A 21,438-nucleotide genomic window follows, 5' to 3' on the forward strand; every position below is an offset into this window, starting at 1 on the left:
GCCTGAAAAGCGGTGGGGTTGGGGGGTGAGGGCGACGGGGCTGCGGGATGAAAAGCATGGGGCGCAGCCCCTGCTTTTCAGGGGCGCGGGGAACTGCGCGAGAAGCCCCACGCACCCGCAGCCGACAACGCACCCGGCCCCACCCCACCCTCACCCCAGCTGAGCCCGCACGTACTCCCTCCACTCCCCCGTGAACTCCTCCACCGTCGTCCCCAGCACCTCCTCCAACGCCCCCTCCACCGCCCCCTCCCGCTCCCCGTGCGCCCCGACCGCCCGGTAGAACTCGTCCAGCCGCACCTCACCCCAGCGGTCGGCGATCAGACGGCACGCCAGCCAACCGGCCTCGTACGCCCGCGCGAGCTCGCCGGAGTCGTCGGCGAAGCCGAAGTCCGCGTCGGCGGGGAGCGCCGCCGGGAGCCGCCCCTCCGCCACCGCCCGCTGCAGCTCGGGGGCCACCTCACGGGCCGCGCGGCCGGTGCCCCGGTAGCCGACCCAGTCCGCGTAGCCCTCGGAGAGCCACAGCGGGGTCGCGGCGTTGGTGTGCGCACGCGTGGCGACATGGGTCGTCTCGTGGGTGAGGACGACCTGCTTGCCGAAGTCGCCGAGGACGGCGTACGCGTCGGGGTTGACCACGATCCGGTCCGCCGGCGCCCGCGCCGAGCCCCCCGCCTCCCCGGTGGTGACCGCAGCTATCCCCCGGTACCCGGACGCGGGCGCCCCCAGCAGCCCCGCCATCTCGTCCAGTGACTCCGGTACGACGACCACGACCCGCCGCGCCCAGTCCTCGCCCCACGCCTCCGTCACGGCGGGCACGGCCCGGTCCGCCAGCGCCGCGTACGCCCGCAGGGCCTCCGCGGACCGCCCGACCCCCAGCACGAGGCTCCGCTCCCCCCGCACGGCGACGATCCGCCCCTGCTCCCAGAGCTGTTCGGTGCCCTTCTTCGAGGGCTCGTCGGCGGCGACCCGCCACGCCCCGTCGTCTTCCCGCACGAGCGTCAGGGTCCGTACGGCGGTGACGGGCGCCGTGTCGTAGCCGCGGATCCGGTAGCGCAGGGCCGCCTCGGCGGTGGCCCGGTCGCCGGAGCGGTCGAAGGAGTTGAGGTCGTACGACCAGGAGGACAGCGGCAGACCGCGGAGGTTGGCGAACTCGGCCGCCCCGGTCGCCAGTTGACCGGCGACAAAGGAGGTCCGCGCCTCGGTGGCACGGTAGGCCGCCCCGTCCCGTTCCAGGACCGCCGTGGCCCGCCGGTCGAGCATCCGTAGGACGTCGGTGCGGGCGGCGTCGGGGGCCGCGTCGGCGCCGCAGCCGGCGAGGAGGGTCAGGGCGAGGGTGACCGCGCAGGGGACGCCCGCGCGTCCCGGGAGCCCGCGCCGGTCCCCCGACCCGGGCCGGGAACGCGTCGTGCGCCTTCGACCAGCCACGTTCCCGATCGTACGGGGCCCGGCCGCCCTGCGGCGGCCGGGAGCCGACGACGGTCAGGGGCGGGTGACCGAGGCGATCGGCATCATGCCGACGGGGTCGTAGCGGACCGGGGCGCCCGGGTAAGGGGCGTGGATGACCTGTCCGTTGCCGACGTACATGCCGACATGGCTGGCGTCGGGCCGGTAGGTGACCAGGTCGCCGGGTTGCGCCTGGGAGAGCGGGACCTGTGTGCCGGCGTACCGCTGGGCCTGCGAGGTGCGGGGCAGGCCGACGCCGGCCTGCCCGTACGACCAGACCATGAGGCCGGAGCAGTCGAAGCCGTCGGGGCCGGTGGAGCCCCACACGTACGGCTTGCCGAGGGCGGAGCGGGCCGCGGCGACGGCGGCGGCCGCGCGGCCGTTGGGGGCGACGGCGCCGGAGGGTTCGGGCATGTCGGTACGGCCGCCCGGCGCGGTGGAGCGGGTGGCTCGGTCGTACTCGGCGCGCTCCTCGTCCGGGAGGGAGTTGAGCAGCTGCCGGGCGGCCGCGAGCTTGCCCTCGACGGTGCGCTTGTGCCGGGCGACGGCCTTGCGGCTCTTCTCCAGCTCGGTCAGCTTGGCGCCGGCCTCCGCGCGGTTCTGGTTCAGGTCGCGCATGGCCTGCTGGAGGTCGTGGAGTTCGCCCGCCTGCTGGGCGCTGATGCGGTCCAGGGCGGACGCCCGGTCGAGGTAGTCGTCGGGGTTCTCGGAGAACAGCAGGGCGATCGACGGGTCGAGGGCGCCGGAGCGGTACTGGGCGCCCGCGAGCGAACCCAGCGACTCCCGCATGGTGTTGATGCGGTCCTGCTGCCGGGCGATCGAGTCCTGTGCGGTGCCGACCTGCTCCCGCAGCTCGTCGGCGCGCTCGTCGGCCTTGTTGTACGCCTCGGTGGCTTTCTCGGCCTCCTCGTACAACCGGTCCACCTCGGCGCGGGTGTTGTCGTGCGGCGCGGCGGCGGCCGGCTGGACGGGGATGGCGCCGAGGGCGGCGGCAGCGGCGGACAGCACACCGAGGGCGGCGGCCGCGCCCCGGTCGAACCCGGACGGTACAAGGCGACTGTGGGACACCACGGGAAGCCGCACTCCCTTCGACGGTGGACAGAACGCTCCCCCGGGCCGGAGGACGCCCCGGGGTGGGGTGCACTCACGGCAAGTGAGGGAAGCGCGGCCGACAGTAGCCGCGTGACGGTGTCCCAGCCAAAGACCTCCGCGGCCACAGAGCGTGACGTCCGGCCTGGGACCCAGGTCACCAGCGGGTGAAGGGGTCAGCACGAGGTGCGGGAATTCGCCCGTTCGGGCGGCCCTGTGTCCTGATCTTGAAAGAAAACAGGGCCGACCGTCACACTGGGTGACGATCGGCCCTGTTCGAGGCGGAGCAGGTGTCAGCCGACGACGCGGACACCGAACTGGAAGCTGCCGATGGTGCTCATCGACTCGTAGCGGACGACCTTGCCCGGGTACGGGGCGTGCAGGACCATGCCGTTGCCCGCGTAGAGGCCGACGTGGCCGAGGTCGTTGAAGAACACCAGGTCGCCGGGCTTGAGCTGGTCGCGCCCGATCTTCGTGCCGTCGTTCTGCTGCGTGTACGTGGTCCGGGTGATCGAGACACCGGCCTGCGCGTAGGCCCACTGGGTCAGCCCGGAGCAGTCGTAGGAGTTGGGACCACTGCCGCCGGAGACGTACGGCTTGCCGACCTGGGTGTCGGCGGCGGCGAGGGCGGCGGCGCCGTAGCTGGAGGCGGGCGCCTCGTTGCCGAGCTCGACGCGTTCCCCGGCGTCGCGGCTGGCGCGGGTCTCCTGCTCGTCCAGGGCGGCCTTCTCCTCGGCCGTCAGGGTGTTGAGGAGCCGCTGCGCGGCGGCCAGCTTGCCCTGGACTTCCTTCTTCTTGTCCGCCAGGGTCTCGCGGGTGTCCGCGAGGTCCTCCAGCTTCTCGGTGGCCTCCTGGCGCTGCTGCGCGAGCGTGCGCTGCTTCTCCTGGATCTTCTTGAGCGCCTCGACCTGCTGGCTGGTCAGCTGGTCGAGCGTGGCGGCCTTGTCCAGGTAGTCGTCCGGATCGGCGGAGAGGAAGAGCTGGATCGAGGAGTCGATGCCGCCCGAGCGGTACTGGGCGCTGGCCGCCAGACCTATGCCCTCACGGAGCTCGTTGAGCTCCTCCTGGCCCTTGGCGACGTTGTCCTGGATCGTGGAGATCTCCTTCTCGAGCTTCTCCTGCTTCTCCTCGGCCCCGTTGAGCTTGTCGGTGGCCCGCCCGGCGTCCTCGTAGAGCTTGTGCACCTTGGCCTGGACGTCGTCCTTGCTCGGCTTCTCGGCGGGCGCGGCGTTGGCGGCCTGCGAGGTGAGGGCCACGGCAGCGGCGGCGGCAGAGGTGAGCACGGTCACACGCGCTCGGCTCGGCTGCTTGGGTCGACGGTGGGACGCCACGGTAGGTGAACTCCTTCTTGTGAGCGACCGACCGGCGGGGACTCCGGCGACGATCACCCGTTCAGAGGTTTGAGCCCAGACCCTAGTGACCCAACGGTGATCACTTCAAATCCCCCACAGGAAAAATCCCGCCCCAGGGCGCACAATTTACACTCAACACACATGCAGTAGCGCTCGGTTGACGCTACGTTGCGCAACACTTCGGTCAATTCGGGCAAAGCTCCTGTACGTTGCCCTTGGTGCGCACGGGGTCGAAGGGTCAGGAAAGGCGCTTGAGGAGCACCGCGGAGGCGACCGGGCGGGCCCCCGCCTTGGCGATCCCGTCGGCCACCTCACGGTCGGTGGAGACGACGATGACCGGCCGGCCGGGAGGTTCGGCGCGCACCAGCTGGCGGATCAACTCGTCGGCGGTGACACCCGGTTTGGAGAACAGCACCCGCACCCCGCGCGGCGGCGCGAGCAGCACCGGCGCGGCCAGCTCCGCCCCGTCGAAGACACAGGTGACCTCGGCGCCGGTCTGCGCGGCGAGCTGCGAGAGCTGGCCCAGGAGCCGGAGCCGCTGCTTCTCCAGCGGCATCTGCGGATAGCCGGTCTTGGTGACGTTGTAGCCGTCGACGACGAGATGCGCCTGCGGCAGCGCCAGCAACTGGTCCAGGATCGCCGGGTCGTTCTCCGACAGCGCGCGGGCGGCGATGTCCTTCGGGGTCATCCGGCCCGGCTCGACCGCGTCGACGGTCTCGGCGGGCCGCACGGAGACCGGCGGCAGCGCCAGCTCCCGTCTGAGGCCCTGGGCCGCGTCCAGCACGGTGTCGAGGAGCAGCCGTACCCGCATGTCCTCGACGCTGCGGCCCTCGCGGGCGGCCCGCCGGGTGGCCTCCAGGGCGGCCTCCGCCTCGCCGAGGCGGGCCTTGAGCCGCCGGGTCTCGCTCTCGGCGGCGGACACATGGGCGTGGCTCTCGGCGCGCAGGGTCTCCATCTCGGCGTGCAGCTTGCGCAGGGCGGCCTCGCCGCGCTTGACGTCACTGAGGGCGGCCCGGAGCTTGCGGTGCAGCGAGTCGGCGTCCTTCTTGGCCGCTTCCAGCTCCGCGCGCAGCCGTTCCGTCTCGGTCTTCGTCTGGCCACGGGCCTCGGCGAGCTGCTCGCGCAGCCGCTCCAGCTCGGCCCGGCTCTCCTCGTCGGCACGCTCGGCGTCCGCGCGCAGGGCCTCCTCACCCGCGGCGGCGACCAGCTTCACCCAGCCCGTGGGACGCAGTACGTAGGCCGCGGCCGCCACGTCCAGCGGATCCGCGGCCGGTGGCGGCGCGCCCGTGTCGAGGGCGCCGGCCAGCTCCGGGTGGGCCTCGCGGAACCGCTCCCCGATCCGCTGTCTGAAGAGCGTGTCGCTCTCCACGGCGGCGGCCATCGCGTTCCCGGCGAACTTCACCCGCCGGTTCGGGGCGAACCGGGCGTACTGCCTGAGCTGGGCGGGCAGTTCGGCGACCGTCAGTCCGCCGAAGCCGTCGGAGACGATCTGCACGACGCGCTTGCGGACGCCCTCGGGCAGCGGACGGTCGAGCACCTCAGCGGCGCCGTCGCCCGGCCCCCCGCTCGCGCTCTCCACCATCCGTCACCCCACTGTCTGTGCGGTACCCGCTCCCTCAGGAGCCGGCGCCGGGCCTGTCCACGAGTTCCACCTGGTCCACGGCGTTGCACCAGCGGCAACGGACCGACTCGATGGTCTCACTGACCACGTTGCGCTCCTCGACCTCGGGCTTCCCGGCGAGGTCGAGGTGAACGTACTCGACGACCTTCGACGAGCGGGTCACGTCGAACCGCGTGAGGTTGCCACAGAGCGTGCAGCGCCAGCGGGTGGTGTCCGTCGGCAGGGGAACCGTCATCGTGGCTGCTCTTCCTTCTTCCAGTCTCCGCGAAGCACCGGCGTCCCGGTGCGTGTGGCTCGTAACCCTACGGCCTGACCGGTCCTGGACGCCTGTTCGCCTGCGGTGGCGGTGCGGATTGCCCGCGAGGGCGGGGTCGACCGCCGTCGGCGGCGAGGCGGTCTGTGCGGGTGGGTCCCGTTACGTCATGCTCTGCTCATGATCGGCAAGTGGAGCACCTCGGCCGCCCGGGCCGTACGAAACGAGTCGGCGCCGGTGACGTACGGGCTGATCGCCGTCTGCTGTGCGATCTTCCTGATCGGACCGGCGGCGGGCCTCAACCCCGCGTACGGCGCCGGGGACGAGCTGCTCGCCGCGCAGCGGGCGTACTTCCGGCGCTGGGGCGTCGTCCCGGCGGAGCTGTTCCACGGCACCCCGGGCGCGGCGCTCACCCCCCTCACGGCGCTCTTCGTCCACGGCAGCTGGCTGCATCTGCTCGGCAACATGCTCTTCCTCTTCGTCTTCGGGGCGATGGCCGAGGAACGCATGGGCCATGTGGAGTTCGCCCTCTTCTACGTCGGCTGCGGCTATCTCGCGCTGGTGGCGTACGCGGCGGCGCACGCCGGGTCGCCGCAGTCGCTGGTCGGCGCGTCGGGGGCGATCTCCGCGGTCCTCGGCGCGTTCCTCTTCCTGTTCCCCAGGGCGCGGGTGACGAGCCTGCTGCCCTTCCTCTTCTTTCTTCCGTTGCGGTTCCCGGCGTGGGTGACCCTGCCGTTCTGGGTGAGCCTGCAGTGGCTGGCCGCGGGGCGGCAGACCTCGGGGCCGGGCGTCGCCTATCTCGCGCATCTGGTGGGGTTCGGACTGGGGTTCGTCTACGCGTGGGGGCGTTACGGGCGTGGGGCTAGAGTGAAAGCGCCCGTGGATGTTCCGTCGGACGTCCCCGCTCCGGCCCCCGAGGGAGAGAAACAGCCGTGATCACCGCGATCGTGCTCATCAAGACCAGCGTGGACCGGATCCCGGAGATCGCGGAGTCGATCGCCGCGCTCGAATCCGTGAGCGAGGTGTTCTCGGTGACCGGTACCTACGACCTGGTCGCCATGGTCCGGGTGAAGGCCCACGACGACCTGGCCGATGTGATCCCCGGCTCCATCAGCAAGATCCCCGGCGTGCTGGGCACGGACACGCATGTGGCGTTCCGGACGTACTCGCAGCACGATCTGGAGGCCGCGTTCGCCATCGGACTGGACGGCTGAGCGCCCACAGGCCGTCCCGAGATGAAGAAGTCCTCATCTCGCCCTCATCCGCGCCGACGGGTCCGCTCCGCAGGATCGTCCCCATGGTCTTCTCCCGCCGGATCGCGGCTCTCGCCGCCGTCGTGGCGATTCCGCTCGGGATCGCCGCGACCAGTTTCGCCCTGACCGACAGCCCCGAGGCGCCGAAGGTGCCGTCGAAGGTGGAGTTGGAGAGCGGGTCGCCGAGCCCCTCGCCCTCACGGCCGAAGGCGACGCCCAGTGACGAGGTCGTGTCGCGGCCCCCGGTGACCGACAGCTCCGCGAGTGACGACGATGACGATGCCTCCGAGCAGGACGGCCGGGACGACGCCGACGACGGCCTCGGTGACGACGGCTGACCGACCCCGCGGGCGGGTCTCGGCCCGGGTCCGGATCCTGCTGTGGCTGCTGCTCGTGATGACCGTGGCGCTCGCCTCGGTGGCGACGACCACGCGGTCGATCCTCCTGCGGGACGTGGACCAGCGCGTCAACGACCTGCTGGTGCAGGAGGCCGGGGAGTTCACCAACCTCCAGGAGGAGGGCGTCGATCCGGAGACCGGGCGGCCCTTCACCGAACCGGCCCGGCTGCTGACCGTCTTCCTGCAACGGCAGAACGCCGACGTCGACGAGGAACTGATCGGGCTCGTCGGCCGGCCCGGCGACTCCCCCCGATTTCTCCGACAGCAGCGGGAGATCGCCGTCGCGCTGCCGCTGTACAAGGACGCCGACGCCCAGCGCAGGATCTTCGACTCACCCGGCTCCTCCGGAACCCTGGAACGGGCCGCCGGGGACATCCGCTGGGCGAAGGTGGAGGTGGCCCGACACGGGGCCGCGCCGGACGCGGCGTTCGTGGTCGCCTTCCACCCGGCGGGCGAGAAGGAACGCGCCGACGAGGTGTTCCGGGTGCTCCTCGCCATCTCCGGGGTCGCCCTGCTGATGACGACCGGTATCGCCTGGGTGGTCGCGGGCCGGATCCTCAAACCCGTACGGCTGGTGCGGTCCGCCGCCGCCCAGCTCACCGAGCAGGACCTCACCCGCCGCATCCCGGTGCACGGCCGGGACGACGTGGCCGCGCTCGCCGAGACCTTCAACGCGATGCTCGACCGGCTGGAACGGGCGTTCGCCGCGCAACGGGAGTTCGTCGACGACGCGGGCCACGAGCTGCGCACCCCCATCACCATCGTGCGCGGCCATCTGGAGCTGATGGGCGACGATCCCGCCGAGCGCGAGGAGACGGTCCGGCTGGTCACCGACGAACTCGACCGGATGAGCCGCATCGTCGAGGACCTGCTGCTGCTCGCCAAGGCCGAACGGCCCGACTTCGTCAGCCCCGAACCGGTCCAGCTCGCCGAACTCACCGCCGACGTCTACGTCAAGGCCCGCACCCTGGGCGACCGCGACTGGCAGCTCGCCGAAGTGGCCGACCGGGAGGCCGAGTTGGACCCCCAGCGGATCACCCAGGCGATGGTCCAGCTCGCCCAGAACGCCGTGCAGCACACCACCGCCGGCCAGACCATCCGCATCGGCTCCCGCGCCGAGGACACGACGATCGAGCTGTACGTCGTCGACTCCGGGCCCGGGGTGCAGCCGCAGGACACCGAGGTGATCTTCGAGCGGTTCCGGCGGGGCACGGCCCGGCGCGGGGCCCGCGGCTCCGGCGCCGGACTCGGTCTGTCGATCGTCCGCGCGATCGCCGAGGCCCACGGCGGCCGGGTCCGGCTGCACCCGACCGAGGGCGGCGGCGCGACCTTCGTCCTGGCCCTGGAGGAGGCACGCGCATGAAACCGACGGACACCGAAGGGGCTCTCCCGTGAACCGCATCCTCATCGTCGAGGACGAGGAACGCATCGCCTCGTTCGTGGAGAAGGGCCTGCGCGCGGGCGGCTTCACCACGACCGTGGTCGGCGACGGCGACACGGCCTACGAGTACGCCCTCACCGGCGGCTTCGACCTGATCGTCCTCGACATCGGGCTCCCCGGCCGCGACGGCTTCACCGTCCTGCGCGAGCTGCGCGAGGCCCGGGTGACCGTCCCGGTGATCGTGCTGACCGCCCGCGACTCCGTACGCGACACCGTGGCCGGCCTTGAGGGCGGCGCCGACGACTGGATGACCAAGCCGTTCCGCTTCGAGGAACTGCTCGCCCGGGTCCGCCTCCGGCTGCGCACGGCGGCGCGGGCGCCCGAGGTGACGATGCTGCGCAGCGGCGCACTGACCCTGGACCTGCGGACACGGCGGGCGAGGGCCGGGGACCGTCTGGTGGACCTGACCGCGAGGGAGTTCGTCCTGCTGGAACTGTTCCTGCGCCACCCCGGCCAGGTCCTGTCCCGGGAGCAGATCCTGTCCCACGTATGGGGCTACGACTTCGACCCGGGCTCGAACATCGTGGACGTGTACGTACGGGCCCTGCGCAAGAAGCTCGGGGCAGGGCAACTGGAGACGGTGAGAGGCATGGGCTACCGGCTGCCCGCAGCCGCCGCCCCTTGAGGCCGCAGGCCGCTCAAGGGGCGCGGGGAACTGCGCGACAAGCCCCCACGGGCCCGCAGTCGCCGTACGACCGAACAACCCCCACGTGAAGCTTCCTTCATATACGGCTCATCAAGGGCTCACCGCCAGGCTGAACCCTTCCCTATGTGACCCTGAACCTCCGCCTGGCCACCACCCTCTGCGTAGCCCTCTCCCTCTGCGCCCTGCTGGCCGTCCCCGGCAACTTCCCCGGCCTCGGCGGAGAGGCCCGCCTCACCCTCGCGGTGTTCGCACTGGCGACGGCCGCCTGGATCGGCACCCCCATCGACGACACCTACATCGCTCTCGGCGCGGGGCTCGCCCTCACCGTCACCGGGGTCATCAGCGACGACACCCTCTTCCGCACCCTCGGCGACGACACCGTATGGCTGCTGATCTGCGCGTTCGTCCTGGCGGCGGCGGTGACCCGGACGGGGCTCGCGGGAAGGGCCGCGGCCTTCCTCGTCAGCGGCGCGCGCACCGTACGGCAGCTGACGCACCTGACGACGGCGGCGCTCGTCGTGACCGCGTTCGCCGTGCCCGCCACCTCGGGTCGCGCCGCACTCGCGCTGCCCGTGTTCCTGGCCCTCGCCAAGGCGCTGGCCGACCGGAGACGACTGGTGGTGATGCTCGCGCTGCTGTTCCCGACCGTGATCCTGCTGTCCGCGGTGGCGACCCTGATCGGCGCGGGAGCGCATCTGATCACCGTGTCGGTGCTGTGGGAGGCGACGGGCGACCGGATCGGTTTCACCGAGTGGCTGCTGCTGGGCCTGCCGCTGGCGATCGTGTCGTCCCATCTGGCGGCCGAGGCCGTCCTGTTGACGACGACCCGCCGCGAGGACCGCCGCGGCCCCGTGCGGATCACGGCCGAGGAGATCCAGCGCCACAGCGAGCAGCCGGTGACGGGCCCCTGGTCCCCCGCCGAGTCGCGCTGCGCCCTGCTGCTGGCCACGGTCGTGGTCCTGTGGTGCAGCGAGCCGCTGCACCGGGTGTCCCCGGCCGTGGTCGCGCTGATCGGGGCGGTCGTCGCGTCCTCCCCGGCCCTCGGCACCGTACGGCTGAAGGACGCGCTCAGGACCGTGCCCTGGTCGATGCTGCTCTTCATGGCCGCGACCATGGCGATGGGCGTCGCGCTCAGCGACTCGGGAGCGGCGAAGTGGCTGGTGTCGGGGCTGCCCCCGGGGCTCGCACCGCCGCTCTTCCTGGTCGTGGTCGTGGCGCTGAGCACGGCCGCCCATCTGGTGCTGCAGTCGCGGTCCGCACGGTCGTCGGTGCTGGTCCCGCTGGTGGTCGCGGCGGCCGTGGGTGCCGGGGTCAACCCGGTCGCCGCCGCGCTCGCCTCCACCGCCGCGGCCGGCTTCTGCCACACCCTCCCGGCCTCCGCGAAACCGGTCGCCCTCTTCGCCGACCTCCCCGGCACGCCCACCTACACCCCTCGTGACCTGCTCCGCCTCTCCGCCGTCCTGGCGCCGCTGACCGCCGCCCTGGTCGTGCTCTTCGCGGTCGCCGTGTGGCCGCTGGTGGGCGTCCCGCTCGTCCCGTAACCACTCCCGAGGAGCCCTGAGAACATGTTGAACCGAGTAGCCGTGGCCCCCAGTGGCTTCAAGGAGTCCCTGTCCGCCGAGGCCGCCGCCGAGGCCATCGCGGAAGGTGTCCGCCGGGTGCTGCCCGACGCGGAGGTGGACCTCATCCCCCTGGTGGACGGCGGCGAGGGCACGGCCGCCGCGCTGGCCGCCGCCACCGGGGGCCGTCTGATCCCCCTGCACGCCACGGGCCCGGTCGGCGAACCGGTCGAGACCCACTTCGCCCTGATCGGTGACCACGACCCGGCGACCACGGGGACGGCCGTGGTGGAGATGGCCGCCGTCGCGGGCCTCTCCCTCGTCCCGTCCGCGCTGCGCGACCCCGGCGCGACGACCACGTACGGCGTCGGCGAGCTGATCCGCGCCGCGCTCGACACGGGCGCCCGGCGGATCCTGGTCGGTTGCGGCGATTCCGGTACGTCGGACGGCGGGGCCGGCGCCCTCCAGGCGCTGGGCGCACGACTCCTGGACGCGAACGGCGCCGAACTACCGCCGGGCGGACGGGAGTTGAGCCGCCTGGACCGGCTCGACCCGACCGGGCTCGACCCCCGCCTCGAGGACGTGGAGCTGCTCGTCGCCTGCAACCCGTTCAACGTGCTGTGCGGTGAACGGGGAGTCGCCAGGGTCTTCGGCCCGCAGAAGGGGGCCACACCGGCGCAGGTCGAGGAGTTGTCCACGGCCCTGGAGAACTGGGCGTACGTCCTCACCCGCGACCTGCCCGGCAGCCCGGCCGGCATCGACCTCCGGCACGGCCCCGGCACCGGCGCCTCCGGTGGTCTCGGGGCCGGGCTGGCCGCCCTGGGGGCCCGGCTGCTCCCCCGCTTCGAGGTGCTGCTGGGCCACCTGGACCTCGACGCCCGGCTCGCCCGCGCCGACCTGGTCATCACCGCCGAGGGCGCCCTCGACCACCAGACACCGCGCGGCAAGGTCCCCGCCGAGGTGGCCCGCCGCGCCAAGCTGCACGCCCGCCCGGTCCTCGCCCTCGCGGGCACCCTCGGCGAGGGCGCGCACGAGGTGCCCGGCGTGGACGCGTACACCGGCATCCTGCCCGCGCCGATGGCCCTCGCCGAGGCCATGGTCCGCGCGAGCGAACTCCTCACGGACGCCACGGAACGGGCCCTGCGGATGATCGTGCTGGGCGCGCGGGTGACGGCGGGCGGCCCGACGGCCGGCCACCGAACGGCGGACCGACCGGCTGTCGGTCCTCAGACGGCCGGGACGCAACGCCCGTCCTCCGTGCGGTAGTTCCACTTCGCGCCGTCCCGTACGAGTTCCTTGACCGCGCTCACGAACCGCTCCACGTGCTCGTCGGGCGTGCCCGCGCCGAAGCTCACCCGGATCGCGTTGAGGGACCGCTCGCCGGGCGCGGCCTCGGGGGCTCCGCACTCGCCCTGCGTCTGCGGGTCGCTGCCGAGGAGAGTACGGACGAGGGGGTGGGCGCAGAACAAGCCGTCGCGTACGCCGATGCCGTACTCGGCGGAGAGGGCGGCGGCGAAGTGGGAGCTGTTCCAGCCCTCGACGACGAAGGAGATGACGCCGACGCGCGGGGCGTCGTCCCCGAAGAGCGAGAGGATCCGCACCTCGGCCACCTCGGCGAGCCCGGCGCGCACGGTGTCGATCAGGTGCCGCTCCCGGGCGACCAGCGTGTCGAACCCCGCCTCGGTGAGGGCCTTGCAGGCGGAGGCGATGGAGTAGGCGCCGATGACGTTGGGCGAGCCGGCTTCGTGCCGGGCGGCGGTCTCGTGCCACTCGACGTCCACGCCGCCGTCGGTGCGCCGGGTCACCTTGCGGGAGGCACCGCCGCCGGCGAGGTACGGCTCGGCCGTGGCGAGCCAGTCGGCGCGGCCGGCCAGGACGCCCGAACCGAAGGGCGCGTACAGCTTGTGGCCGGAGAACGCGACCCAGTCGACGTCCAACTCCTGTACGGACAGCGGGTGGTGGGGCGCCAGCTGGGCGGCGTCGAGCACGATCCGCGCGCCGTGCGCGTGCGCGGCGGCGGCCAGCTCACGCACCGGCCAGATCTCGCCGGTGACGTTGGAGGCGCCGGTGACGCAGACCAGCGCCGGCCCGTGCGGGTCGCGTCCCGCGAGCGCGGTCTCCAGCGTGGTGACGGCCTGCTCCGGCGTCCGGGGCGCGTCCAGGTACGTCACCCGCGCGTTCCGCCAGGGCAGCAGCGAGGCGTGGTGCTCGGTCTCGAAGACGAAGACCTGGCAGTCGGCGGGGAGGGCGGCGGCCAGGAGGTTCAGCGAGTCGGTGGTCGACCGGGTGAACACGACCTGGTCCTCGGCCCGGCAGTCGAGGAACTCCGCGACGGTCCTGCGGGCGTTCTCGAAGAGGTCGGTCGACAGCTGGGAGAGGTAGCCGGCGCCGCGGTGGACGCTGCCGTAGTAGGGCGCGTACGCCGCCACGTCGTCCCACACCCGCTGCAGCGCGGGGGCGCTGGCCGCGTAGTCGAGTGCGGCGTAGGTGACTTCGCCGCCGGTGACGAGCGGGACGGTGACATCCCGGCCCAGAACGGGCAGCGGGGCACAAACGGACTGGTCGGCGGCAAGGGTGGAGACAGACATGGGGAACTCCCGTGAGGAGGCATGCGGAAAGGAGGCATGCGGAGGAGGAAAAGAAGAGAAAGGGGTGCGCGGAGGCGGGGCTCGGCGGCCCTATCGCATTCGCTTGCTCACGGAAGACTCCCTCGAAGCCGCGCTTGCCGTAGACCTCGCTGCCTACGGCCCGGTCTTCACCCGGGGCACCCCGCCACGGAAGGAGGGTTGCCGGACAGCCAGCCGGGGCTATGGGCTGTCACTCATGACCTGAGCAGGAACGTACGTGAAGTGATCGGCGTGCCGCAACTCGTGTCCGGATTGCGGGATGAGACGCGTGAGGGGTTGGGGGTGCGTGTTTCGTCGGCGGGGGCGGGTCCGGTGGGGCTTCTCGCGCAGTTCCCCGCGCCCCTAAAAGACCAGGCCCCTGCGGGCCTGAAAGACGAGGGGGCTGTAGGCCTGAAAGGCGAGGGGGCTGCGGGATGAAAGGCGCGGGGCGCAGCCCCGGCTTTTCAGGGGCGCGGGGAACTGCGCGAGAAGCCCCACCGGAGCCGCACCCGACACCTCACCCGCGCCCACCCGACGAACTACCGGTTCGTCGCCGCGACCCACCGCTCGAGAACTCCCCGCGCCGCCCCGGAGTCGATCGACTCGGCCGCGCGCTCCATCCCGCCCCGCAGCTGCTCCGCCAGCGAGGCGGACGTCGGCTCCAACGCCACCAGCGCCGCCGCCGAGTTGAGCAGCACCGCGTCCCGCACAGGACCGGTCTCCCCGCCCAGCAGCCGCCGCGCGACATCCGCGTTGTAGGACGCGTCGGCGCCCCGCAGGGCCTCCACCGGCACCAGCTCCAACCCCACGTCACGCGGGTCGAAGCTCTCCTCGGTCACCTTGCCGTCCCGCACGACCCACACCCGCGACGTCGCCGTGGTCGTCAGCTCGTCCAGCCCGTCGTCGCCGCGGAAGACCAGGGAGGAGTTGCCGCGCTCGGCGAAGACACCGGCCATGATCGGCGCCATGCGGGGGTCGGCCACACCGACCGCCTGGGCCCGCACCCTCGCCGGGTTGGCCAGCGGCCCGAGCGCGTTGAAGACGGTCCTGATGCCCAACTGCCCACGCGCGGCCGCCACATGGCGCAGCGCCGGATGGAACTTCACCGCGAAGCAGAAGGTGATCCCGGCCTCCTCGGCGACCTCGGCCACCCGCTGCGGCGTCAGCTCCAGATTGACGCCCAGCTTCTCCAGCACGTCCGACGCCCCGGACGCCGACGACGCGGCCCGGTTGCCGTGCTTGACGACCTTCGCGCCGGTGCCGGCGACGACGATCGACGACATCGTGGAGATGTTGACCGTCTTGGCGCCGTCCCCGCCCGTCCCGACGATGTCGACGGTCTTCCCGGACACCTCGATCACCTTGGCGTGCTCGTACAGCGCCTCGACGAGACCGGTGATCTCCTCGACGGTCTCCCCCTTGGCCCGCAGGGCCACCACGAACCCGGCGATCTGCGCGTCCGTCGCCTCCCCGCGCATGATCTGGTCCATCGCCCAGAAGGTGGCGCCGGCGTCCTGGTCCTGCCCGGACAGCAGCGCGTTCAGCACGGCGGGCCAGGAACGGCCCGCCGCGGTGTCGCCTCCAGCGGGGGTCACAGCGCTCATAGCCGCTCCTGGGTGTCGTAGCAGAGAAGAACAGAACCCCACCCTATCCAGGTCGGAGCACGGCGAAGGGCCCCCGTCCGAAGATCGGACGGGGGCCCTTCGACCGTGGTGTGGCGAAGCGAAGCGATCAGTGGTGGCCGTGGCCGCTCGTGATCTCCTTGTACTCCTCGACGGTGGGCTTGGCGATCTGGCTGTCCTCGCCGTAGTAGCCCTTGCTCAGCTTGACGCGGACCTTCTGCAGGCGCGACACCTTGCGGGCGACACCGTTCTCGTCGACCGCGGGGCCGATCTCGGCCGGCTTGTACTGCTCGTGCGCCGTGAGCGTGTGCAGCTGCTCCTGGCTGAGCGGCTCGTGGACCTCGATGAACTCACCGTGCGGCAGGCGCTTGATGATGCCGGTCTCGCGACCGTGCAGGATCTTGTCCTTGTCCCGGCGCTGCAGGCCGAGGCAGATGCGCTTGGTGACGATGAACGCGAGGACCGGGGCCACGAAGAACGCGATCCGGACGAACCAGGTGATGGCGTTGATCGACAGGTGGAAGTGGGTCGCCCAGAGGTCGTTTCCACCACCGATCAGCAGGACCATGTACCAGGTGATCCACGCGACACCAAAGGCCGTACGGGTCGGGGCGTTGCGCGGGCGGTCCAGGATGTGGTGCTCGCGCTTGTCGCCGGTGACCCAGGACTCGATGAACGGGTAGACCGCGATCGCGACCAGGACCAGCGGGAAGATCACCAGCGGGATGAACACACCCAGGACGAGCGTGTGACCCCAGAAGTTGATCTCCCAGCCCGGCATGACACGGATCAGACCCTCGGAGAAGCCCATGTACCAGTCGGGCTGGGCGCCGGTGGAGACCTGGTCGGGCCGGTAGGGGCCCATGGTCCAGATCGGGTTGATCGTGGCGACCGCCGAGATGATCGCGATGACGCCGAAGACCAGGAAGAAGAAGCCGCCGGCCTTCGCCATGTACACGGGGAGCAGCGGCATGCCGACGACGTTGTTGTTCGTCTTGCCGGGGCCCGCGTACTGCGTGTGCTTGTGGTAGAAGACCAGGATCAGGTGGGCAACCACCAGGCCGAGCATGATGCCCGGCAGCAGCAGGATGTGGACCGAGTAGAAGCGGGCCACGAAGTCGCCGCCCGGGAACTCCCCGCCGAAGAGGAAGAACGACAGGTACGTGCCGACGATCGGCACGGACAGGACCGCGCCCTCCATGAAGCGGACACCGGTGCCGGAGAGCAGGTCGTCCGGGAGCGAGTAACCGGTGAAGCCGGTGAACATGCCGAGGACGAACAGCAGGAAGCCGAACAGCCAGTTGACCTCACGCGGCTTGCGGAACGCGCCGGTGAAGAACACGCGCATCATGTGCACGAACATGCCGGCGAGGAAGACCAACGCGGCCCAGTGGTGGATCTGCCGGATCAGCAGACCACCGCGCACCTCGAAGGAGATGTGCATGGTCGAGTTGAACGCCTCGGACATCAGCTGGCCCTGCAGCGGGACGTAGCTGCCGTGGTACTCCACCTCGTTCATCGACGGGTGGAAGAACAGCGTCAGGTACACACCCGTGAGGATGATGATGATGAAGCTGTACAGGCAGATCTCGCCCAACATGAACGACCAGTGGTCGGGGAAGATCTTGCGCATGTTGGCCTTGGCCAGGGAGTAGATCCCCAGCCGGCCGTCGGCCCAGTCGGCGACGCGCTCGCCGGCCGGTGCCTTCTCGCGCTTGTCGCGCGAACCGGTGGTGGTTGCAGTACTCATCCGCGCTCCCAGAAGGCAGGACCGACGGGCTCTTCGAAGTCGCCGACCGCTTGGAGGTAGCCGTCTTCGCCGACGGTGATCCTCAGCTGCGGAAGGGCGTGACCCGCGGGGCCGAAGATGACCCGCCCGCCGTCGGCGAGGTCGAAGGTGGACTGGTGGCAGGGGCAGAGCACGTGGTGCGTCTGCTGCTCGTACAGGGAGATCGGGCAGCCCACGTGGGTGCAGATCTTCGAGAACGCCACGATGCCCTCGTGGGCCCACTCCAGCTCGCGCTTGTCCTTGATGTCGTCCGGCTGGATCCGGACGATCATCAGGGCGTCCTTGGCGATGTTCTTCTGGAAGTCGTGGTCGTGCTCGTCCAGGCCTTCCGGCATGGCGAAGGTCAGCGACCCGACCGCGACGTCCGAGGGGCGCAGCGGCTCGTTGGTGTTCATGTTGACGAGCTTCTTGCCCTTGGCCCACGTGGTGTGCCGCAGCTTGGTGCCGGGCGCGGGGCCGAGGCCGCCGAGCAGGAAGACACCGGAGAGCGGGAACAGGGTCAGCGCGCCGAACATCGTGTTGCGGATCAGCTTGCGGCGGCCGAGCGCGGACTCCTTGGCACCCTGCGCGAAGTCGGCAAGGACCTTCGCCTTGACCTCGGGCGAGGCCTCGATCGGGTGACGCTCGTCGGCGACCTCCACGTCCGACATCAGCGTGCGGGCCCAGTGGACCGCGCCGGCGCCGATGCAGAACAGCGACAGGCCCAGCGTCATGCCCAGCGCGAAGTTCAGCGCGCTGATGTGACCGATCGGCCAGACGTAGATCGACTTGTCGACGTCGATCACCAGGTACGAGGCGATGAAGGCGACGGTGGCCAGCATCGACACCGTGAACAGCAGGGCGACCGTGCGCTCGGACCGCTTGGCGGCCCGCTCGTCGATGTCCTGGACCCGGTGCTCGTGGGGCGGCAGGCCGGGGTCCGCGAAGGGGTTCTCCTCGTCCGCGACCTTCACCGCGCCATGCGCGTCCTGCTCGGTGGGCAGGTTCTCTTCTGGAATCTCTTGGCTACTCATGACTTCTTGGCCTTTGCGGTCCGAGCGGCGACCCAGACGGCGACGGCGATCAGCGCGCCGAGCCCGAACACCCAGCCGAAGAGGCCTTCGCTGACCGGGCCGAGCCCGCCGAGGCTGAGGCCACCGGGCTCCACGGTGTCGTCGCTGTTGACCGCGTCGAGGTACGCGATGATGTCCTTCTTGTTCTCCTCCGACAGCGTGGTGTCGGGGAAGGACGGCATGTTCTGCGGGCCCGTCTGCATGGCCTCGTAGATGTGCTTCGGGTCGACACCCTCAAGGGACGGCGCGTACTTGCCCTCGGACAGCGCACCACCCTTGCCGGTGAAGTTGTGGCACTGAGCGCAGTTGGTCCGGAACAGTTCGCCGCCCTCGGCGATGTCCGCGCCCTCGGGGTTGTACTCGGTCTCGGTCGGGATCTCCGGGCCGGCGCCCAGGGAGGCGATGTACGCCGCGAGCTGGTCGATCTCGGCCTGCGAGTAGACGACCGGCTTCTTCGGGATCTGCGCGCCCGGCTGCTGGGCCGGCATACGGCCGGTGCCGACCTGGAAGTCGACGGCCGCCGCGCCCACACCCACCAGGGACGGACCGTCGGACGTGCCCTGACCGCCGGTGCCGTGGCAACTCGCGCAGCCGACGGCGTAGAGCTTCTTGCCCTCCTCGATGGTGAGGGTCTGCGCGGTTTCTTCGGCCACCGCCTTGTCCGCGGGCGCGAAGGCGGTGTACAGCCCCGCGCAGGCCGCCAGCGCGATGGTTAGGACGACGAGCGCCGCCAGCGGATGGCGTCGTCGTGCGGAGAGCTTTTTCACGGATTACCCCGGTGTCAGGATCTTCTGCGTCGGTGCTTCTGGAAGGGTCGTTCTCGGTGCGAGGCGGGCGTACGGTCCGCCCGGCTCGGCCGACCGATCTACTTGATCATGTAGATCGTGGCGAAGAGGCCGATCCAGACGACATCGACGAAGTGCCAGTAGTAGGACACGACGATGGCCGCGGTCGCCTGCTCGTGGGTGAACCTCTTGGCCGCGTAGGTGCGTCCGAGGACCAGCAGGAAGGCGATGAGACCGCCCGTCACGTGCAGGCCGTGGAAGCCGGTGGTCAGGTAGAAGACCGAGCCGTACGGGTCGGACGAGAGCGACAGGCCCTCGTGCTTGACCAGCTCGGTGTACTCGAAGACCTGACCGCCGATGAAGATCGCACCCATCACGAACGTGACGATGAACCACATCCGGAGCTTCTTCACGTCCCCGCGCTCGGCGGCGAACACGCCGAGCTGGCAGGTGAGGGAGGAGAGCACCAGGATCGTGGTGTTCGTCGCCGAGAACGGGAAGTTCAGGGTGTCGGCCTTCTCCGACCAGAACTCCGGACCGGTCACCGATCGCAGGGTGAAGTACATCGCGAAGAGGGCCGCGAAGAACATCAGCTCGGAACTCAACCAGATGATGGTTCCGACGCTGGTGAGGTTCGGCCGGTTGACCGACGGGTGCGCGTGCCCGGTTTCTACTGTCGTTGCTGTCGCCACGACCGACATTATGTCGGTCGCTTATCCAGCCCTCACTCCGGGGGGTGCCGTTCGGAGTGTTGCTCCCTTCGGTACCGGTGCTGACGTGGGGTTCGAGGGAGTAGCATCCGCGCATCGGGCCTGTCCTTAAGACGCTGACGTCACGGAGGAACAATGCAGCCGACCGCCACGGTGCTGGTCTACAGCGACGACTCCAACACCCGCGAACAAGTCCGGCTGGCGACGGGACGCCGTCCGGCACCGGACGTTCCCCAGGTGGAGTTCGTGGAGTGCGCGACCCCCGCCGCCGTCATCAAGGAGCTGGACAAGGGCGGGATCGACGTCTGTGTCCTCGACGGCGAGGCCGTGCCCATGGGGGGCATGGGGGTGTGCCGGCAGATCAAGGACGAGATCTTTGAGTGCCCGCCCGCGCTGGTGCTGATCGGGCGGCCGCAGGACGCGTGGCTCGCGACATGGAGCCGGGCGGACGCGGCGGTGACCCTGCCGGTGGAGCCGGTGGAGTTCGCGGCGGCCCTGGCCTCCCTGCTCCGCAGCAGGCAGGCGCTGAGCGCCTAGACGGACTCCGGCCTCAGGCGAGCCTGTACCTGGGGCCCGGGGACTTCCTTCGTGCCGCCCACCAGGGCGCTGCCCTCGCGCCAGTTCTTCCAGTCGAGGTTCCAGTCGCCGTAGCCGTTGCCGAAGGGGGCCATGGTGTCGCCGGCGGAGTTGACGACCTCGACGATGTCGCCCTCGTTGATGGTGTCGTAGAACCACTGGGCGTTGGCCATGCTCATGCCGGTGCAGCCGTGGCTGACGTTGGCGTACCCCTGGGAGCCGGTGGACCAGGGGGCGGCGTGGACGTACTCGCCGCTGTTGGTGACCCTGACGGAGTGGTGCACGGTCAGGTCGTAGAAGTCCGACGCACCTATGCTGGCGCTGGTCATACGAACGGTACCTTCCTTGGCCAGCACCACTTTGACCCCGTTGCGGGTGTCGTAGCCGGGCATGCCGGTGGTCACCGGTATCTGCTTGATGACCTCGTCGTTCTTGTAGACGGTCATCTGGTGCGAGGCCGCGTCCGTGACGGCGACTATCTTCGCGCCGGTGGTCAGCTCGAGGGGCTCGGCCTTCCCGCCCCAGAGCCGGTCGCCTATCTTCAGGCCCTCCAGGTTGCTGTGCACCCGGATGGTGGCCTCGGCGGGCCAGTACTCCTTGGGCCGGTAGTGCAGCTTCTTGTCGTCCACCCAGTGCCAGGCGCCCTCCGCGGCGGGGGTGGAGTCCACCTTGAGCGCCCGTTCGACGACGGACCGGGCGGCCTTGTCCTTGACCGGTCGGCTGAGCTCGGCGGTGACGGGCTGGCCGACGCCGTACCTGCCCTCCTTCGGTCCGAAGGTGACGTTCAGGCGCTTCTTGGTGAGCGGGCGGCCGGTGTCGAAGGCGACGGTCTCGCGGCCGGGCGCTCCGTCCTCGTCCTCGGTGCTCACATGGACCGTGTAGCGGGCGTTGGCGGCGAGCGGTGAGGTGGAGTGCCAGCGATGCCCGTCGGCGGAGAGTTCGCCCGCCACATAGCGTCCTGCGGCGTCCACGGCGGTGACGTCGGTGATGCGTCCGTCGTCCTCGGCGGTGACTTCCAGCGGCTTGTCCGGGTCGGCCTTCTTGCCGTCGCCGGTGGGGGTGTTGAAGGAGACGTGGTCGGCCGCGTCGTAGGGCGTGCCGGAGAGGGGGTGGCCACCGGAACCGCAGGCGGCGACGCCCACTCCCAGGGAGACCACCAGCAGGGCGCAGCCTATGACCGTTCGGTTGGCGCCCTTGCGAAGTTCTGGAGTGCTCATGGGTTCAACGTAGGAACGGCCGTCGGGTG

General features: G+C 70.9%; 20 protein-coding genes and 1 riboswitch. Of the genes, 8 read left to right on the forward strand and 12 right to left on the reverse strand.

From position 1 onward, the window contains the following. Nucleotides 1-150: 150 nt before the first annotated feature. The 5 genes from PUR53_RS09400 to PUR53_RS09420 all read right to left on the reverse strand — a co-directional run bounded on the left by PUR53_RS09400 (nucleotide 151) and on the right by PUR53_RS09420 (nucleotide 5,737). Nucleotides 151-1,323, reverse strand: a complete 1,173-nt coding sequence (locus PUR53_RS09400; RefSeq protein ID WP_329908000.1) for a hypothetical protein — start codon at nucleotides 1,321-1,323, stop codon at nucleotides 151-153. Nucleotides 1,324-1,476: 153 nt separating this feature from the next. Continuing rightward, a complete protein-coding gene (locus PUR53_RS09405) occupies nucleotides 1,477-2,511 on the reverse strand; it encodes a C40 family peptidase (RefSeq protein ID WP_329907981.1) in 1,035 nt (344 codons plus the stop codon). Nucleotides 2,512-2,822: 311 nt separating this feature from the next. Further along, nucleotides 2,823-3,860, reverse strand: a complete 1,038-nt coding sequence (locus PUR53_RS09410; protein ID WP_329901266.1) for a C40 family peptidase — start codon at nucleotides 3,858-3,860, stop codon at nucleotides 2,823-2,825. Nucleotides 3,861-4,119: 259 nt separating this feature from the next. Next, entirely contained in the window at nucleotides 4,120-5,463 is a 1,344-nt protein-coding gene (locus tag PUR53_RS09415; protein WP_329901265.1) for an NYN domain-containing protein, read from the reverse strand. A gap of 34 nt (nucleotides 5,464-5,497) precedes the next feature. Beyond that, nucleotides 5,498-5,737: a hypothetical protein gene (locus PUR53_RS09420; protein WP_033528168.1), complete on the reverse strand. Its 240-nt coding sequence runs from the start codon at nucleotides 5,735-5,737 to the stop codon at nucleotides 5,498-5,500. Nucleotides 5,738-5,935: 198 nt separating this feature from the next. Here PUR53_RS09420 and PUR53_RS09425 point away from each other — a divergent pair, with 198 nt between their 5' ends. From PUR53_RS09425 to PUR53_RS09455, 7 genes are all read left to right on the forward strand, one after another. Then, a complete protein-coding gene (locus PUR53_RS09425; RefSeq protein ID WP_329901264.1) occupies nucleotides 5,936-6,691 on the forward strand; it encodes a rhomboid family intramembrane serine protease in 756 nt (251 codons plus the stop codon). Then, entirely contained in the window at nucleotides 6,688-6,969 is a 282-nt protein-coding gene (locus PUR53_RS09430; protein ID WP_033528170.1) for an Lrp/AsnC family transcriptional regulator, read from the forward strand. The genes PUR53_RS09425 and PUR53_RS09430 overlap by 4 nt, the downstream gene beginning before the upstream one ends. Before the next feature lie 83 nt (nucleotides 6,970-7,052). After that, nucleotides 7,053-7,346, forward strand: coding sequence for a small secreted hydrophilic protein (locus tag PUR53_RS09435; RefSeq protein WP_329907982.1), 294 nt, complete (start codon nucleotides 7,053-7,055; stop codon nucleotides 7,344-7,346). Further along, nucleotides 7,333-8,769, forward strand: coding sequence for a sensor histidine kinase (locus PUR53_RS09440; protein ID WP_329901262.1), 1,437 nt, complete (start codon nucleotides 7,333-7,335; stop codon nucleotides 8,767-8,769). Before PUR53_RS09435 ends, PUR53_RS09440 begins: the two co-directional genes overlap by 14 nt. Before the next feature lie 28 nt (nucleotides 8,770-8,797). Next, entirely contained in the window at nucleotides 8,798-9,472 is a 675-nt protein-coding gene (locus PUR53_RS09445) for a response regulator transcription factor (protein ID WP_329907983.1), read from the forward strand. A gap of 146 nt (nucleotides 9,473-9,618) precedes the next feature. Then, nucleotides 9,619-11,034 carry an SLC13 family permease gene (locus PUR53_RS09450; RefSeq protein WP_329907984.1) on the forward strand — a complete coding sequence of 472 codons (1,416 nt, stop codon included), beginning with the start codon at nucleotides 9,619-9,621 and terminating at the stop codon, nucleotides 11,032-11,034. A gap of 24 nt (nucleotides 11,035-11,058) precedes the next feature. Further along, the gene (locus PUR53_RS09455; protein ID WP_329907985.1) at nucleotides 11,059-12,318 is read left to right on the forward strand and encodes a glycerate kinase family protein; all 1,260 of its coding nucleotides are present in this window, start codon (nucleotides 11,059-11,061) and stop codon (nucleotides 12,316-12,318) included. Here PUR53_RS09455 and PUR53_RS09460 read toward each other — a convergent pair. The 6 genes from PUR53_RS09460 to ctaE form a co-directional block, all read right to left on the reverse strand. Beyond that, the gene (locus PUR53_RS09460; protein WP_329907986.1) at nucleotides 12,279-13,640 is read right to left on the reverse strand and encodes an aminotransferase class V-fold PLP-dependent enzyme; all 1,362 of its coding nucleotides are present in this window, start codon (nucleotides 13,638-13,640) and stop codon (nucleotides 12,279-12,281) included. The two genes, PUR53_RS09455 and PUR53_RS09460, sit on opposite strands and share 40 nt — an antisense overlap. A 125-nt stretch (nucleotides 13,641-13,765) precedes the next feature. Further along, a riboswitch (SAM riboswitch) is annotated at nucleotides 13,766-13,881 on the reverse strand. Between the two features lie 316 nt (nucleotides 13,882-14,197). Then, nucleotides 14,198-15,262 (reverse strand): anthranilate phosphoribosyltransferase, encoded by a 1,065-nt coding sequence (trpD, locus tag PUR53_RS09465; protein ID WP_329901257.1) that lies wholly within the window; start codon nucleotides 15,260-15,262, stop codon nucleotides 14,198-14,200. A gap of 127 nt (nucleotides 15,263-15,389) precedes the next feature. Beyond that, a complete protein-coding gene (gene qcrB, locus PUR53_RS09470) occupies nucleotides 15,390-17,030 on the reverse strand; it encodes a cytochrome bc1 complex cytochrome b subunit (protein WP_329901256.1) in 1,641 nt (546 codons plus the stop codon). Then, complete coding sequence (qcrA, locus tag PUR53_RS09475; RefSeq protein WP_329901255.1) at nucleotides 17,027-18,082, reverse strand: cytochrome bc1 complex Rieske iron-sulfur subunit; 1,056 nt, start codon at nucleotides 18,080-18,082, stop codon at nucleotides 17,027-17,029. Before qcrA ends, qcrB begins: the two co-directional genes overlap by 4 nt. Then, nucleotides 18,079-18,888, reverse strand: a complete 810-nt coding sequence (qcrC, locus tag PUR53_RS09480) for a cytochrome bc1 complex diheme cytochrome c subunit (RefSeq protein WP_329901254.1) — start codon at nucleotides 18,886-18,888, stop codon at nucleotides 18,079-18,081. Before qcrC ends, qcrA begins: the two co-directional genes overlap by 4 nt. A 98-nt stretch (nucleotides 18,889-18,986) precedes the next feature. Next, on the reverse strand, nucleotides 18,987-19,607 hold the full coding sequence (ctaE, locus tag PUR53_RS09485) for an aa3-type cytochrome oxidase subunit III (protein WP_033528179.1): 621 nt from the start codon (nucleotides 19,605-19,607) through the stop codon (nucleotides 18,987-18,989). Nucleotides 19,608-19,751: 144 nt separating this feature from the next. Here ctaE and PUR53_RS09490 point away from each other — a divergent pair, with 144 nt between their 5' ends. Continuing rightward, nucleotides 19,752-20,153 carry a hypothetical protein gene (locus PUR53_RS09490; RefSeq protein WP_239753536.1) on the forward strand — a complete coding sequence of 134 codons (402 nt, stop codon included), beginning with the start codon at nucleotides 19,752-19,754 and terminating at the stop codon, nucleotides 20,151-20,153. Here PUR53_RS09490 and PUR53_RS09495 read toward each other — a convergent pair. Next, nucleotides 20,150-21,409, reverse strand: coding sequence for a L,D-transpeptidase (locus tag PUR53_RS09495; protein WP_329907987.1), 1,260 nt, complete (start codon nucleotides 21,407-21,409; stop codon nucleotides 20,150-20,152). The genes PUR53_RS09490 and PUR53_RS09495 overlap by 4 nt on opposite strands. Between the last annotated feature and the right edge of the window lie 29 nt (nucleotides 21,410-21,438).

It is taken from the genome of Streptomyces sp. SP18BB07, assembly GCF_036322545.1.
Lineage (GTDB): Bacteria > Actinomycetota > Actinomycetes > Streptomycetales > Streptomycetaceae > Streptomyces > Streptomyces deccanensis.

Excerpts from the sequence above, each read along its gene's own strand:
- PUR53_RS09415 (WP_329901265.1), bottom strand. The coding sequence starts at position 5,463 with ATGGTGGAGAGCGCGAGCGGGGGGCCGGGCGACGGCGCCGCTGAGGTG.
- PUR53_RS09420 (WP_033528168.1), bottom strand. The coding sequence starts at position 5,737 with ATGACGGTTCCCCTGCCGACGGACACCACCCGCTGGCGCTGCACGCTC.
- PUR53_RS09425 (WP_329901264.1), top strand. The coding sequence starts at position 5,936 with ATGATCGGCAAGTGGAGCACCTCGGCCGCCCGGGCCGTACGAAACGAG.
- PUR53_RS09435 (WP_329907982.1), top strand. The coding sequence starts at position 7,053 with ATGGTCTTCTCCCGCCGGATCGCGGCTCTCGCCGCCGTCGTGGCGATT.
- PUR53_RS09455 (WP_329907985.1), top strand. The coding sequence starts at position 11,059 with ATGTTGAACCGAGTAGCCGTGGCCCCCAGTGGCTTCAAGGAGTCCCTG.
- PUR53_RS09460 (WP_329907986.1), bottom strand. The coding sequence starts at position 13,640 with ATGTCTGTCTCCACCCTTGCCGCCGACCAGTCCGTTTGTGCCCCGCTG.
- trpD (WP_329901257.1), bottom strand. The coding sequence starts at position 15,262 with ATGAGCGCTGTGACCCCCGCTGGAGGCGACACCGCGGCGGGCCGTTCC.
- qcrB (WP_329901256.1), bottom strand. The coding sequence starts at position 17,030 with ATGAGTACTGCAACCACCACCGGTTCGCGCGACAAGCGCGAGAAGGCA.
- qcrA (WP_329901255.1), bottom strand. The coding sequence starts at position 18,082 with ATGAGTAGCCAAGAGATTCCAGAAGAGAACCTGCCCACCGAGCAGGAC.
- ctaE (WP_033528179.1), bottom strand. The coding sequence starts at position 19,607 with ATGTCGGTCGTGGCGACAGCAACGACAGTAGAAACCGGGCACGCGCAC.
- PUR53_RS09490 (WP_239753536.1), top strand. The coding sequence starts at position 19,752 with ATGCAGCCGACCGCCACGGTGCTGGTCTACAGCGACGACTCCAACACC.
- PUR53_RS09495 (WP_329907987.1), bottom strand. The coding sequence starts at position 21,409 with ATGAGCACTCCAGAACTTCGCAAGGGCGCCAACCGAACGGTCATAGGC.